This is a genomic window from Sphingomonas paludis (genome assembly GCF_053502515.1).
Window position 1 is genome coordinate 2,630,893 of record NZ_CP187558.1, and the last position, 12,413, is coordinate 2,643,305.

14 protein-coding genes are annotated in these 12,413 nt (G+C 68.7%); 4 read left to right on the forward strand and 10 right to left on the reverse strand.

Annotated features, from left to right (window positions below):
• Nucleotides 1-17: 17 nt before the first annotated feature.
• Genes ACPVPU_RS12735 through ACPVPU_RS12745 form a run of 3 tightly spaced genes read right to left on the reverse strand, consistent with a single transcriptional unit; the run spans nucleotide 18 to nucleotide 2,825 of the window.
• A complete protein-coding gene (locus ACPVPU_RS12735) occupies nucleotides 18-923 on the reverse strand; it encodes a tyrosine-type recombinase/integrase (protein ID WP_448658321.1) in 906 nt (301 codons plus the stop codon).
• A complete protein-coding gene (locus tag ACPVPU_RS12740; RefSeq protein ID WP_448658322.1) occupies nucleotides 920-2,710 on the reverse strand; it encodes a hypothetical protein in 1,791 nt (596 codons plus the stop codon). Before ACPVPU_RS12740 ends, ACPVPU_RS12735 begins: the two co-directional genes overlap by 4 nt.
• Nucleotides 2,691-2,825 (reverse strand): hypothetical protein, encoded by a 135-nt coding sequence (locus ACPVPU_RS12745; RefSeq protein ID WP_448658323.1) that lies wholly within the window; start codon nucleotides 2,823-2,825, stop codon nucleotides 2,691-2,693. Before ACPVPU_RS12745 ends, ACPVPU_RS12740 begins: the two co-directional genes overlap by 20 nt.
• Before the next feature lie 136 nt (nucleotides 2,826-2,961).
• On the opposite strand from ACPVPU_RS12745, the gene ACPVPU_RS12750 reads away from it, so the two are divergent.
• From ACPVPU_RS12750 to ACPVPU_RS12760, 3 genes are read left to right on the forward strand one after another with little or no spacing between them, the layout of a single operon-like run.
• Nucleotides 2,962-3,501: a shikimate kinase gene (locus ACPVPU_RS12750; protein ID WP_448658324.1), complete on the forward strand. Its 540-nt coding sequence runs from the start codon at nucleotides 2,962-2,964 to the stop codon at nucleotides 3,499-3,501.
• Nucleotides 3,498-4,628, forward strand: a complete 1,131-nt coding sequence (gene aroB, locus ACPVPU_RS12755; RefSeq protein ID WP_448658325.1) for a 3-dehydroquinate synthase — start codon at nucleotides 3,498-3,500, stop codon at nucleotides 4,626-4,628. The genes ACPVPU_RS12750 and aroB overlap by 4 nt, the downstream gene beginning before the upstream one ends.
• Entirely contained in the window at nucleotides 4,613-4,762 is a 150-nt protein-coding gene (locus tag ACPVPU_RS12760) for a DUF2256 domain-containing protein (protein WP_448660517.1), read from the forward strand. Before aroB ends, ACPVPU_RS12760 begins: the two co-directional genes overlap by 16 nt.
• On the opposite strand, the gene ACPVPU_RS12765 is transcribed toward ACPVPU_RS12760, so the two are convergent.
• The 7 genes from ACPVPU_RS12765 to ACPVPU_RS12795 form a co-directional block, all read right to left on the reverse strand.
• Nucleotides 4,763-5,614: a hypothetical protein gene (locus tag ACPVPU_RS12765; protein ID WP_448658326.1), complete on the reverse strand. Its 852-nt coding sequence runs from the start codon at nucleotides 5,612-5,614 to the stop codon at nucleotides 4,763-4,765. It abuts the gene before it with no gap.
• Between the two features lie 25 nt (nucleotides 5,615-5,639).
• Complete coding sequence (locus ACPVPU_RS12770) at nucleotides 5,640-5,933, reverse strand: DUF423 domain-containing protein (RefSeq protein WP_448660518.1); 294 nt, start codon at nucleotides 5,931-5,933, stop codon at nucleotides 5,640-5,642.
• A gap of 35 nt (nucleotides 5,934-5,968) precedes the next feature.
• Nucleotides 5,969-7,762 carry a cation:proton antiporter domain-containing protein gene (locus ACPVPU_RS12775; RefSeq protein WP_448658327.1) on the reverse strand — a complete coding sequence of 598 codons (1,794 nt, stop codon included), beginning with the start codon at nucleotides 7,760-7,762 and terminating at the stop codon, nucleotides 5,969-5,971.
• Nucleotides 7,762-8,199 (reverse strand): iron-sulfur cluster assembly scaffold protein, encoded by a 438-nt coding sequence (locus tag ACPVPU_RS12780; protein WP_448658329.1) that lies wholly within the window; start codon nucleotides 8,197-8,199, stop codon nucleotides 7,762-7,764. Before ACPVPU_RS12780 ends, ACPVPU_RS12775 begins: the two co-directional genes overlap by 1 nt.
• Before the next feature lie 110 nt (nucleotides 8,200-8,309).
• Nucleotides 8,310-8,849 (reverse strand): CvpA family protein, encoded by a 540-nt coding sequence (locus tag ACPVPU_RS12785; RefSeq protein WP_448658330.1) that lies wholly within the window; start codon nucleotides 8,847-8,849, stop codon nucleotides 8,310-8,312.
• 536 nt (nucleotides 8,850-9,385) lie between these two features.
• Nucleotides 9,386-10,762 (reverse strand): DNA repair protein RadA, encoded by a 1,377-nt coding sequence (radA, locus tag ACPVPU_RS12790; RefSeq protein ID WP_448658331.1) that lies wholly within the window; start codon nucleotides 10,760-10,762, stop codon nucleotides 9,386-9,388.
• Between the two features lie 193 nt (nucleotides 10,763-10,955).
• The gene (locus ACPVPU_RS12795) at nucleotides 10,956-11,174 is read right to left on the reverse strand and encodes a DUF2945 domain-containing protein (RefSeq protein WP_448658332.1); all 219 of its coding nucleotides are present in this window, start codon (nucleotides 11,172-11,174) and stop codon (nucleotides 10,956-10,958) included.
• 87 nt (nucleotides 11,175-11,261) lie between these two features.
• Between ACPVPU_RS12795 and ACPVPU_RS12800 the strand changes: the two genes are divergently transcribed.
• Nucleotides 11,262-12,407: a glycosyltransferase family 4 protein gene (locus tag ACPVPU_RS12800; protein ID WP_448658333.1), complete on the forward strand. Its 1,146-nt coding sequence runs from the start codon at nucleotides 11,262-11,264 to the stop codon at nucleotides 12,405-12,407.
• Nucleotides 12,408-12,413: the final 6 nt, after the last annotated feature.

Sequence of the window (12,413 nt, forward strand, 5' to 3'; positions counted from 1 at the left end):
CATGGTCGTCGGTCCGGTTAGGGCCGCGTGCGCGCGCCGTCAACGAGCGGATGGCGCGCATTGACCAGCGCCACCAGCCGACTGGCATCGACATGGGTATAGATTTCGGTGGTAGCGATGTCGGCATGGCCCAGCATCGATTGCAGGGCGCGCAGATCGGCGCCGCCCTCCAGCAGATGCGTGGCAAAGGCATGGCGCAGCACGTGCGGACTGATCCGGTCGGGCGGGATCCCCGCTTCGGACCCCAGCGCGCGGATCAGCTGGAACAGCCGGACGCGCGACAGATGCGCCTTGCCGCCGGGAAACAGCCACTGGCTGGCGGGCGGCACATGGTCGCGCCACGTCGCCACCGCGGCACGCGCGCGGTCGGAAATCGGCACCAGCCGTTCCCGCCCCCCCTTACCGCGCAAGATCAGGAACGGGCGGTCGGGCGCCACTGCATTGCGGGGCAAGGACACCAGCTCCGTGGCCCTCAGGCCCGATCCGTACAGCAGTTCGACCAGCGCCGACAGCCGCAGGTCCGCCGGTCGCACGACCGGATGCCCGGTCCGCTCCACCAGCACCGCGAACAGCCGGTCGACATCGGCCACCGACAGCGTGCGGGGCAGCGGTCGGCGCGTGCCGGGCCGGGGCAGCGCGTCCGCCGGATCGTCGGCCCGCATACCCTCGTCCAGCAGAAACCCGTAAAACCGCCGCAGCGCCGCCGCCTTGCGCGCCACCGTCGCCGACGACAGCGACTGCCAACCATCGGCCAGCGCGGTCAGCGCCGCGCGGTCGGCATCCGCCAATCGTCCGCCCAGCATGTCCGATGCCAGGCGCAGGTCGGTGGCATAGGCGATCAGCGTGTTGTGCGCCGCGCCCGATTGCGCTGCCATCATCTCAAGGAACCGGCCGATCAGCGCCACGTCCCCGCCCCCGGTCATGCTCGCGCGATGGCCTCTGCGGCGATCATCCGCGCCTCTGCGTCCAGCCCCACTGCCCGAAGCGCGGCCAGGATATGGAACAGGTGATGCGCGGGCACGCCCCGCCAGTCGCGGGTCTGCATGCCGAGCCCCGCCAGCACAACCACCGTGCCCGGCTGCCGGGCGCGTGCCGCAGCCTGGATGGCGCGCGACCAGCGATTCTCTGCGCCGATCGGGACATCCGCCGCCTCGGCCAGCGCCTCCGCATCCCCGGGCGAAACCCGGCCCAGCCCGGCCAGCGCCGCGACGAACAGCTGCCGCTTGCGCTCGTCGCCCTGATAGGCGTCGACATCGCCACGCGACAATCGCCCGCCCGCCGGGTCGGCCAGCGCCAGCATGGCCCACGCATCGCCGCCGCGCGGGGCAAGCCGGGTCCAGCGGACGGCACGCAGGTCATGGCCGGCGCTCAGCATGGCGGCGACCAGCCGGTCCGCATCCCCGACCGTCGCCTCGCCCGGCGCAATCGCGGACGCGGCCCCTGCGGTCAGGATCAACCGGGCATAGCGTCCCGCCCGCGTATCCGGCTCGTCCCACAATTGGCGGAGCGCATCCAGCCGCGCACCGATGGTGGGGGCAACATGGGCCGTGCGCACATCGGTCGCGATCGCCACGGCGGCCGGCGAATCGACGCCGCTTGCATCGATGGCCGCGAACAGGTCGACATAGGCGGCGGCCGACAGCACACCGGCGGCGGCCGCGCCCTCCGCCGCTGGCAGCCGGGATTCGGCCGGAACCATCGCTGCCTGTGCCTGCCAATGGCGCACCTGCGGCCCGACGCCGCCGAACAGCGGGTCCGGGATCGTTTCGCCCAGGGCAGTGGCAAGGCCATAGCGCCAGCTGGTCAGCCGTTCGACGCCGTCCCATTCGATCGTCACGTCGCGCCTGCCCTGAGCGCCCCGGCTCAGCATTTTTTCGGCCAGGCCCAGATCGATGCCCCCGGCCACGCGTCCCCGGCGCGCGGCATCGATCATCCGCCCGGCCTCGACCGCCTTGCCCTCCAGCGCGGTGCACCACGCCCTCGCCAGGGTCCAGCCCCGCTCCTGCGACCGCGCGGCCGCCGGCTCCACCAACGGACAGATGCCCGCCGGATCGGCGCTGGCCAGCATGGCCTGCATCGCCACCTGATCCAGCTTACGGGTATAATCCTCGCCATCGACCGACTGGACCAGCGCGCGCGCGGCATTGGCCTCGCCCATGCGCAGCAACAGCCAGGCACGCTCGGCGGCGAAATCCGCGCCATTCAAACCGCGCGGCGTGTCGCTTGGCGCCAGCAGCACCCGGCGCAGGGTGATGGACAGCCAGCGCGAGGCGATGGGCGCATCCATCCGGCGCATGAACTGCTGGATCAGTGACCCGTTGACGCCGCCATAGACCGGGCCGGACAGGCTGCCGGCATTCGCCACGCCCACCTGTGCGGTGCCGCGCCGCGCATATTCGGGCAGGGCATAGAGGGCCAAGGCCGGGCTCGGCGTTGGACTGGGGGTGGCACCGGGCGTGGGCGTGCCGCCAGGCGTCGGCGTGCCCGCGGCAAAGGGTGTCGGGGTCGGGCCGGGAACGGCGGTGGCCGAGCGCGGCGCGTCCGGGCGCGGCTGTGCCGGCCTGGGCGCCGGGGCTGGTGCCGGTGCCGGATCGTCGAATCCCGGCGGCAACAGGCTTTCGGGCGCGTCCTGACCCAGCGCCGGCAGGGTCAGCCCCGCCGCCGCCACGGTCACCAGCAGGATGGCAGGGCTATTGCGCCAGATTCTCAAGCGAGACTTCCTTTTCGACCCGGACCTGGGGCTGCTCCGTCGATCGTCCGGCCAGGAACAGGATACCGCCGACCAGCAGGACCAGGATGATGGCACCGATCACCAATGGGCGCATCGGCCCTGCGTTACGGCGAGGCGTACTGGAAAATGCATTGCGGCGGGCCATGATGGGGGTCGGGTTCCTGTCCAAAGGGGTCAATCCGGCGGGCCTTTTGCCCGACAGCCGCCCTCCATGTATAGCCCCCGCCGCAATGTTTGAGCCACGCCCCACCGATTCCCGCTGGACCGGCAAGCCGATCGTGCTGGTCGGGCTGATGGGTGCCGGCAAATCGACCATCGGCAAACGGCTCGCCGGCCGGTTGCGCCTGCCCTTTGTTGATGCGGATGACGAGATCGAGGCGGCGGCGGGCATGACCATCGCCGAAATCTTCGATCGCTATGGCGAGGCGCAGTTCCGCGACGGCGAACGGCGGGTGATCGCCCGGCTGATCGACGGTCGGCCGCGCGTCATCGCGACCGGCGGCGGCGCGTTCATGCAGGACGATACGCGCGCGCTGATCCTGGAACAGGCGCTGGCCATTTGGCTGGATGCGGACATCGACGTGCTGGTCGAACGGGTGCGCAAGCGGGACCACCGCCCGTTGCTGCGCGGACGCGATCCGGCACAGGTGCTGCGCGACCTCGCGGCGGTGCGCAATCCGGTCTATGCGCTGGCTCCGGTCCGCATCGCCAGCCAGCAGGCACCGCATGACGTGACCGTGGACAAGATCATGGAGGCCATCCGCCAATGACGACCATTCCCGTCGCACTGGGCGACCGCAGTTACGACGTGCGAATCGAACGCGGCCTGATCGACCGGGCGGGCGAGGCGCTGGCCCCGTTGTCGCGCGGGCGGCCCATGCCGATCGTCACTGACGCCAATGTCGCCATCCATGCCGAACGGCTGGGCGAATCGCTGGCGGCGGCGGGGATTGCCAGCGAACGCATCGTGCTGGCGCCGGGCGAGCGCACCAAGAGCTGGGATACGCTGGAGACGCTGACCGACCGGCTGCTCGACATGGGCGTGGAGCGGTCGGATCATGTCATCGCGCTGGGCGGCGGCGTGATCGGCGATCTGGTCGGCTTTGCCTGCGCGATCCTGAAACGCGGCTGCAACTTCGTCCAGGTGCCGACCACACTGCTCGCACAGGTGGACAGCAGCGTCGGCGGAAAGACCGCGATCAACACCGGCGCTGGCAAGAACCTGATCGGTGCCTTTCATCAGCCCGCGCTCGTGCTGATCGACCCGGACGTGCTCGACACCCTGCCCGCCCGCCAGCTTCGCGCGGGCTATGCAGAGGTCGTCAAATACGGGCTGATCGACGATCCCGATTTTTTCGCCTGGTGCGAGGAGCATGGCCCAGCGCTGCTGGATGGCGATCCGGTCGCGCGCCAATATGCCATCGCCCGCTCGGTGCGGGCCAAGGCGCGGATCGTCGGCGCGGACGAGCGCGAGACGACGGGCACCCGCGCGCTTCTGAACCTCGGCCACACTTTCGGCCATGCGCTGGAGGCGGAGACGGGCTTTTCCGACCGGCTGCTGCACGGCGAAGGCGTGGCGGCGGGCATGGCGCTGGCCTTTGCCTATTCCGCGTCAAAGGGCTTTTGCCCCCCCGAGGATGCCGGCCGCGTCGCGGCGCATCTGCGCGCCAGCGGCCTGCCCGACGGGCTGGCGGCGGCGCATGTCCATGCCGATGGCGAAACGCTGGTCGGCCACATGCTGCACGACAAGAAGATGGCGGGCGGCACCCTGCCCTTCCTGCTCGCACGCGGCATCGGCCAGACCTATCTCGACAAGTCGGTGGACCTGGGCGAAGTCGCCGCGTTCCTCGACGCGCAGCCTCGGACGCTGGAGGGCGTGTCATTCCCGGCGGGGTAAAGAAACAGCATCTGCCGGAAAAGATGTGCCCGGCCTGTAACCGCCCATTTGCCTGGCGCAAGAAATGGGAGCGGGACTGGGAAAACGTCGTCTATTGCTCCGACCGGTGCCGACGCGAGGGCAAGCGCAAATGATCAGGGCGCGGCGCGCTTGCGCTTCGCCTCGCACGCATCGGCGGCATCCAGCACCGGGGCGATCAGCGTCCGGATCGGCTGGCCGGACGATCGCACTTCCTTGCTGCGATCGGCATCCGGCATCCGCAGCACGGTTTCGACGCGGATGGCATGGGGCGGCGGCGGCGGGCCGGGATCGCCAGCTGCGATGGCGGCGGGATCGACGCGGCCCCGCCGGATCTGGCGCTCCAGCGACGCCAGCGTCTCTGCCATGGCGGGGCATTCCGCCGAATCCAGCGTCACGATGGTCGCATTGTCGCGCAGCACCCGGTCGGGCACCGGCTGGTTGGCGAAATTGTCGGACAGCGGTCGCGGCCAGGTCCGCGCCTTTTCCGGGCTGAAGCCAAGCGTCCGCATCTGCGCGACAAAGGCCTGCGGGTCGAACTGCTCCCGCGTCCACCGCGCGACGGGATTGTCGTCGTCGCCATAAACCGACGCGGCCAAGCCGACATAGGCACGGCGCAGCACCAAGCGGCACGCCCCGTCCGCACGCCGCTTCACGGCCCGCCCCGCCGGGCAATAGCGGCGGATCTCGCCCGTCAGAAAATGCCCGTAATCGTTGAACTTGCGAAACTCGACGACCGGCCTGGCCTGAGCGACCAGACCCTCGACCGGGGCAGCGTCGGCCATCAGCGCATCGATCGCCGGGCCCTTCTTCGCCTCGACATGCCAGACCCACTGACCAAAGGCATTGGCCAGATTATAGCCGTCCAGCGGTGCCTTCAACCGTTCCGGAACGATCGGCGGCGGCGGCAACTGCGCCAGCGCGGGCAGGGGCATCGCGGCAAGGACGGCAAGCAGAACTCTGAACATGGGAACGCATACTCCGCACTGCCCCCTATCCCCTGATACCGATCCACGCCCACCACAGCCAGCCCGCGATCATCACCACGCCACCGATCGGCGTCACCGCGCCCAGCCAGCGTGGCAGGCCGAGCGCCATCAGATACAGCGTCCCCGCAAACACCGCGCTGCCGATGACGAACGCCCATCCCGGCCCCCGCGCGCCCGCCTGCATCGCCGCCAGCGCGGCGACGGCGTGGATGAGCTGGTACATCCCGCCGGTTTTCAGCCATTCCTGAGCCTGGCCGCTCGCCCCGTGCGCCCCGAACGCGCCCGCCGCCACGGCCATGGCCCCGGACAGGGCAGCGACGATCAACAGCGCGTTCACGGCCGCACCGCCTCGTCGGAATGGACGGATACATTGCCGCCCTGGCTGTTCTGGCTGAACATCACCTCGCGTCCCGCATAAAGGTCGCCCGCTTCCTTCTGCCGCTTCAGCCGCTTGGTGTCGCGGTCCCGATATTCCTGTTCGGTGCGGTCGATCTCGCCCGGATCGACGCCCAGCGACTCCATCGCCTTGCGCGCCATCACTACGGCGCTTTCCATCACCTCGCGCACGATGCCCTGCACCTGGCCGCCATACATCTTCATCACCGACCGCCGGTCATAGGCGCGGACGAACACCATGGCGTTCGGAAACGCCTCGTGGATCTGGTTCAGCTTCTCCGCATCGATCTCGTCGCCGTCGGGGCACAGCATGATCAGTTCTGCATCCTCCGCCCCCGCGCGGCGCAGCAGGTCGGTGCGAAGCCCATCGCCATAATAAACCTTCATGCCGAACGTGCCCGCCACGTCGATCATCTCCACATCGCGGTCGATCAGCGTGACGGCAATCCCCTGACCGATCAGCATCTGCGCGACCGTCTGGCCGAACCGGCCATAGCCGACCACGATGGCGCTCGCCCCGTCATGCCGCGGCTCCTCGCGCGACCGGCCGTCGCCCGCCGCCGGCTCGGCGCGGAACCGGCGTGTGAACATCATCAGGAACGGCGTCGTCGCCATGCTGATCGTGATGATCGCCCCGAACACGCTCGCCGCCTCCGGCGCGATCAGCAGCGCGCTCTGCGCCTGGGCGAACAGCACGAAGCCGAATTCGCCGCCCTGGCTGAGCAGCAGCCCCAGCGCCAGCGCCTGCCGCCACCCCATCTTGAACAGCATCCCCAGCCCGGTGATAACCGCCGCCTTGGTGACGATCAGCAACGCCGCCATCGACAGGACGAACACCGGCCGCTCCGCGATCGCGCCCAGATCCAGCATCATGCCGACCGCCAGGAAGAACAGGCCGAGCAGGATCGATCGGAACGGCTCGACATCCGCCTCCAGCTCGTGCCGGAACGGACTGTCGGCCAGCATCACGCCAGCGATGAATGCACCCAGCGCCGTCGATAGCCCCAGCGATTCCATGATCGCCGCGCTCGCCATCACCGTGAACAGCCCGGCAAAGACGAACATCTCCCGCTCGCCCAGATTGCCGATCAGCTTGAACATCGGTCGCAGCACGAAGCGCCCGGCCAGCACCAGCCCCGAAATCGCCAGCACGGTATAAAGCGTCAGCTGCCATCCGGGCGGCCCGCCAGCATCCGCCGGATTGCGGGAAAGCGCGGCAATGATCGTGATCAGCGGCACGATCGACAGGTCCTGGAACAGCAGCACCGAAAATGCCCGCTCGCCGAACGGGGTGCGCAATCGCCCGGCGGATTGCAGCATCGGCAGCACCTGCGCGGTCGACGACAGGGCCAGCGGCAGGCCGAGCGCCAGCGCCGCCGCCCAGCTGAACCCGGCATAGGCCGCGATCAACCCGGTCAGCGCGACGCCGCACAGCGCGACCTGCGCCAGGCCAAGGCCGAAAATATCCTTGCGCAGCGCCCACAACCGCGCGGGGCTCAACTCCAGCCCGACCAGAAACAGGAGCAGCGTGATGCCAAGCTCGGCGATGACCAGCTTGTTCTCCGCATCGCCCACGATGCCCAGCACCTCCGGCCCGACAATCGCCCCCGCGACCAGATAGCCAAGCGTCGCACCCAGCCCCAGCTTGCGGAACAACAGCACGAATACCAGCGCAAAGCCCAGCAGCGGGGCAAACTCGGCGCTCATCGATGTCCCGTGATGCGCCTCCATCAGGCTGCCTTTCGCGCGGCGATCGCCTCAGCCATCGCCTCGGCCGTCGCCTCGAACGCCAGCCGGATCGATGCATGGCGCGCGCTATGCGGGCGCGCGGGATCGAAGATCGCCAGGCCCGGCCAGTCCGGCTCCGGCCCCTCGCCCGCCAGCCAGGCGGTCAGCGCATCGCGCGCCTCGGCCATCTCCGCCTGCGACTTGCCCGGCGCTTCGGCGGCCATCAGCGCAGCGGACGCCTGGCCCAGCGCGCAGGCCCGCACCACCATGCCCAGCTCGGCGAGCCTGCCCTCATCGTCCAGCGCCACATCGACGGTCACCCGGCTGCCGCACACCGGCGAACGCTTCTCGACCGTCGCCATCGGCCGCTCCAGCCGCGCGATCGCCGCGGTCGATGCCGCCAGCCTCAGAATCTCGGTATTGTAGAGCTGCCCCGCCATCCCCGACAGATAGGCGGGATTGCTGCCAAGCGCGAGGGGGAGCAGCGATGTTTTGCAGGACCGAAAGATCGCAGAGTCGATCCGCCCGTTCGCCGTTGCCCGCTGTCGCGCTAGCGACGGGGCGGCGCCTCGTCCGGAAACACCGGCTCCCCCCGCCGCCTTTTGTCGACGAACTCAGCGATCCCCGCGCTGGTTGCGTTCAGCAGCGAATAGCTGGTGCTGTCGGTCATCCATGGCGGGCGGCGCGTCGGCCCGCCGCTGACCGTATCGATGACAAGCACGATCAGCAGAAAACCCAGGCTGACAACGATCAGCCCCTTCACCCCGCCAAAGCCGAAACCCAGCGCCCGGTCGATCGGGCCAAGGATCGAATTGCGCGTCCGCGATCCGATGGCGTTGGCCACCAGCCGCCCCCCAAGATAAGTGACGCCCGCAATGATGGCAAAGGCGAGCACCGCCGCCCCCGCATCCGTCCCCACCGGCTCGGCCAGCGCGGCGGTCAGCGGCGTATGGCCAAAACGCAGCGCGACGATCACGAACAGGAACGCCATCAGCGACAGCACCTCGGTCACGAACCCGCGCCACAGCCCCATCACCGCCGACCCGCCCACGGTCAGCAGCACGACGATGTCCAGCGCGCTCAATTCCATCCAAAGTCCCTCGATCCCGCTCGGCGCGGCCCGCAACCCCTAGACGCTTGCCCCAAGCGAAGTCGAGACGCGGCTTCGATAGGCGAAATGAAGCACCGCTTGAGGCATAGAGCGATCCAACCACTTCACCCATCCGTGCTCCTGCGAAAGCAGGAGCCCAGAGCGGCGAAGGCTTCCCTCCGCAATCCTTGCCTCCCGCATTTGAGGGATCGCGGCAGGGAGCAAAGCCAGCCGTACCCGTCGCTTTTTTCGTGCCCGCTCAGGGGAAGCACAGCATGTGGGGCGCAGTCCTCGGCAACCCTGGGCTCCTGCTTTCGCAGGAGCACGGGAGAAATCATTCAACCGCCCCCTTTCAATATCCCCCCCTGCGAGGGGAGGTTGCAGGCCGAAGGCCTGACGGAGCGGTGTCGGCCCATCCATAGTGGGTCACCCCTCCGTCGCGCTTACGCGCGCCACCTCTCCTTACAGGGGAGGATCGGTTTGCTGACGGCCGGAGTCCGCGTCGAACGGCCCATCCTGGCGCGCTCGTCGGTCCGCTATCCCCGCGCCAGCAGGTGATCGACAAACGCCTTCAGCGTCGCAAAGCCTGACAGCCGCATTGGGCTCTTATCCGACGGTTGCGCGGCGGGGCCGAGGGCGCGGTTGAAGCCCAGCTTCGCCGCCTCCTTCATCCGCAGCCCCGCATGCGCCACCGGCCGCACTTCGCCCGACAGCGCGATCTCGCCGAACGCAATCCCGTCCGACGGCAATGGCCGCTCGGCAAGCGCGGAAATCAGCGCCGCCGCCACTGCCAGGTCCGCCGCCGGATCCTGCACCCGGTATCCGCCCGCAATGTTCAGATATACCTCGCAGGTCGAGAAACTCAGGCCGCAGCGCGCCTCCAGCACCGCCAGGATCATGGCCAGCCTGCCCGAGTCCCAGCCGACCACCGCCCGCCTCGGCGTCGCCCCGCTGGCCAGCCGCACGACCAGCGCCTGCACCTCGACCAGCACGGGCCGCGTCCCCTCCAGCGCAGGAAACACCACCGATCCCGTCACGCTTTCCGCACGGTCGGTCAGGAATAGGGTGGACGGGTTGGCCACTTCGGTCAGCCCCTCGCCCGCCATCGCGAACACGCCGATCTCGTCCGTGCCCCCGAACCGGTTCTTCACCGCGCGCAGGATACGGAACTGGTGGCTGCGCTCGCCCTCGAAGCTGAGTACGGTGTCGACCATATGCTCCAGCACGCGAGGGCCCGCAATCGATCCGTCCTTGGTGACATGGCCGACCAGCACCACGGCGGTGCCGCGTTCCTTGGCAAACCGGATCAGTTCCTGCGATGCGGCGCGCACCTGGCTCACCGTGCCCGGTGCGCCTTCGATCAGGTCGCTGTGCATCGTCTGGATGGAATCGATGACCAGCAGGTCGGGTGCCTCGCCCCGGTCGCCAAAGGTGGTCAGGATATCGCGCACGCTCGTCGCGCTGGCCAGCTGCACCGGTGCCTTGCCCAGCCCAAGCCGCCGCGCGCGCAGCCGCACCTGATCCGCCGCTTCCTCGCCCGAGACATAGGCGACGGCCTTCCCCGCCAGCGCCAGCTTCGCCGCCGCCTGCAACAACAGGGTGGATTTGCCGATGCCGGGATCCCCGCCGATCAGCGTCGCCGACCCCTCGACGAACCCGCCGCCCAGCGCCCGGTCCAGCTCGGCAATGCCCGTCGCCATCCGGTCGGGCAGCGCGATATCGCTGTCCAGCCCGGACAGCATGATCGCTTTTCCGCCGGATTGCAGGTTATGCTTGGCCTGAAACGGCGTGACGACCGCTCCAGCCTCTTCGACCAGGCTGTTCCATTCCCCGCAATCGCCGCACTGCCCCTGCCACTGCGAAGTGACGGAGCCGCATTGCTGACAGACATAGCGCTTCTTCGGCTTGGCCATTTACGTGCGCTAGCACTAATGGAACAAAAAGGGAATATCGAAGCGTCGGCGCTGTCCTACACGGCGATCGCCGGGCTAGTCTCGCCGGATGGGCAGTTCCGCCCCCGGCCTGACCCCGCTTCGCCGCCGGACGATTACGGGGGCTGATTTCAAAGGGGACGTGGCACCACTTTCGCCACCTTCCGATCCCGAATCAGGCAGCGCTCAACTCGCTGCCCTTCTTCAGCGCCTTGTCGCCGTCCTCCTGCTCGACCAGATAGGCGGGGTTGTCCGTGGTGCCGTTCTTGACGATCTTGCTGCCCTTGATCGTCCGCTGGACGCGGCGGTCGAACCGCTCCTCCACCTTGCCCTTCGCGGTGCCATTGCCCCACGACCATTTGACCGACTGACCCTTTTTGAAGCTGTTGGACATGGGGCTCTCCATCATAAACCGGGGCAAAGACGCCCGGCGGGGGCAAAGCGTTCCCTTGGGCGCGGCTTTGGGCTATCGCCCCGCGCCATGCAGCCCACCGACCTTCGAATTGCGATGTTCAGCGGCAATTACAATTATGTCCGCGACGGCGCCAACCAAGCGCTGAACCTGCTCGCCGGGCATCTGCTGGAACGCGGCGTCACGCTCCGCGTCTATTCGCCCACCGTGCCCGAACCGGCGTTCGAGCCGACGGGCGAAGTCGTGGACATTCCGGCGCTCGCCCTGCCCGGCGGACGCGACGAATATCGCCTGGGCCTCGGCCTGCCCATGTCGGTGCGCGCCGACCTCAAATCCTTTGCCCCGAACATCGTCCATGTCTCCGCCCCGGACGTCAGCGGGCACCGCGCCGTTACCTGGGCACGGCGGCGCAGGATTCCGACGCTCGCCTCGCTGCACACCCGGTTCGAAACCTATGCCCAATATTATGGCATCGGCTTTCTGGAGCCGCTGGCAATCAACCTGTCCACCCGCTTCTACAATCGCGTCGACCGGGTGATGGTGCCCAGCCCCAGCATGGGCGACGTGCTGCGCGACTGGGGCGTCCGCACGCCTATCGGCATCTGGTCGCGCGGCATCAATCACGACCGGTTCAATCCCGGTCGCCGCGATCTCGCCTGGCGGCGCTCGCTAGGGATCGGGGATCAGGACGTGGCGGTCAGCTTCCTTGGGCGACTGGTGCTGGAAAAGGGGCTGGGCATCTTCGCCGATGTCATCGCCGAACTGAAGACGCGCGGCGTGCCGCACAAGGTGCTCGTGATCGGTGACGGCCCCGCCCGCCCCTGGTTCGCCGAGCGCGTGCCGGAAGCAGTCTTTACCGGCTTTCAGTCGGGCGACGATCTGGGCCGGGCAGTCGCCGGCATGGACGTATTCTTCATGCCATCGGTCACCGAAACTTTCGGCAATGTGACGACAGAGGCGATGGCGGCGGGCGTGCCGGTGGTGGCGGCACGGGCCACGGGCGCGGTCGATCTGGTCGAGGAAGGCGTAACCGGCTTCCTGGTGCCGCCAACCGACGTCCGCGCCTATGCCGATGCCATCCAGACATTGGTGGAAAATCCCGCGCTTCGCCGCTCGGCGGGGGCGGCCGGCCACCGCGCCGCCCAGCGCTTCGTCTGGGATACGGCGAACCAGGCGGTGCTGGATGCCTATCTGGAGCTGCTGCCCCCCCGCTGACGCCGG

Excerpts from the sequence above, each read along its gene's own strand:
- ACPVPU_RS12765 (WP_448658326.1), bottom strand. The coding sequence starts at position 5,614 with ATGTTCAGAGTTCTGCTTGCCGTCCTTGCCGCGATGCCCCTGCCCGCG.
- ACPVPU_RS12775 (WP_448658327.1), bottom strand. The coding sequence starts at position 7,762 with ATGGAGGCGCATCACGGGACATCGATGAGCGCCGAGTTTGCCCCGCTG.
- ACPVPU_RS12750 (WP_448658324.1), top strand. The coding sequence starts at position 2,962 with ATGTTTGAGCCACGCCCCACCGATTCCCGCTGGACCGGCAAGCCGATC.
- ACPVPU_RS12795 (WP_448658332.1), bottom strand. The coding sequence starts at position 11,174 with ATGTCCAACAGCTTCAAAAAGGGTCAGTCGGTCAAATGGTCGTGGGGC.
- ACPVPU_RS12785 (WP_448658330.1), bottom strand. The coding sequence starts at position 8,849 with ATGGAATTGAGCGCGCTGGACATCGTCGTGCTGCTGACCGTGGGCGGG.
- aroB (WP_448658325.1), top strand. The coding sequence starts at position 3,498 with ATGACGACCATTCCCGTCGCACTGGGCGACCGCAGTTACGACGTGCGA.
- radA (WP_448658331.1), bottom strand. The coding sequence starts at position 10,762 with ATGGCCAAGCCGAAGAAGCGCTATGTCTGTCAGCAATGCGGCTCCGTC.
- ACPVPU_RS12780 (WP_448658329.1), bottom strand. The coding sequence starts at position 8,199 with ATGGCGGGGCAGCTCTACAATACCGAGATTCTGAGGCTGGCGGCATCG.
- ACPVPU_RS12770 (WP_448660518.1), bottom strand. The coding sequence starts at position 5,933 with ATGGCCGTGGCGGCGGGCGCGTTCGGGGCGCACGGGGCGAGCGGCCAG.
- ACPVPU_RS12745 (WP_448658323.1), bottom strand. The coding sequence starts at position 2,825 with ATGCGCCCATTGGTGATCGGTGCCATCATCCTGGTCCTGCTGGTCGGC.
- ACPVPU_RS12800 (WP_448658333.1), top strand. The coding sequence starts at position 11,262 with ATGCAGCCCACCGACCTTCGAATTGCGATGTTCAGCGGCAATTACAAT.
- ACPVPU_RS12735 (WP_448658321.1), bottom strand. The coding sequence starts at position 923 with ATGACCGGGGGCGGGGACGTGGCGCTGATCGGCCGGTTCCTTGAGATG.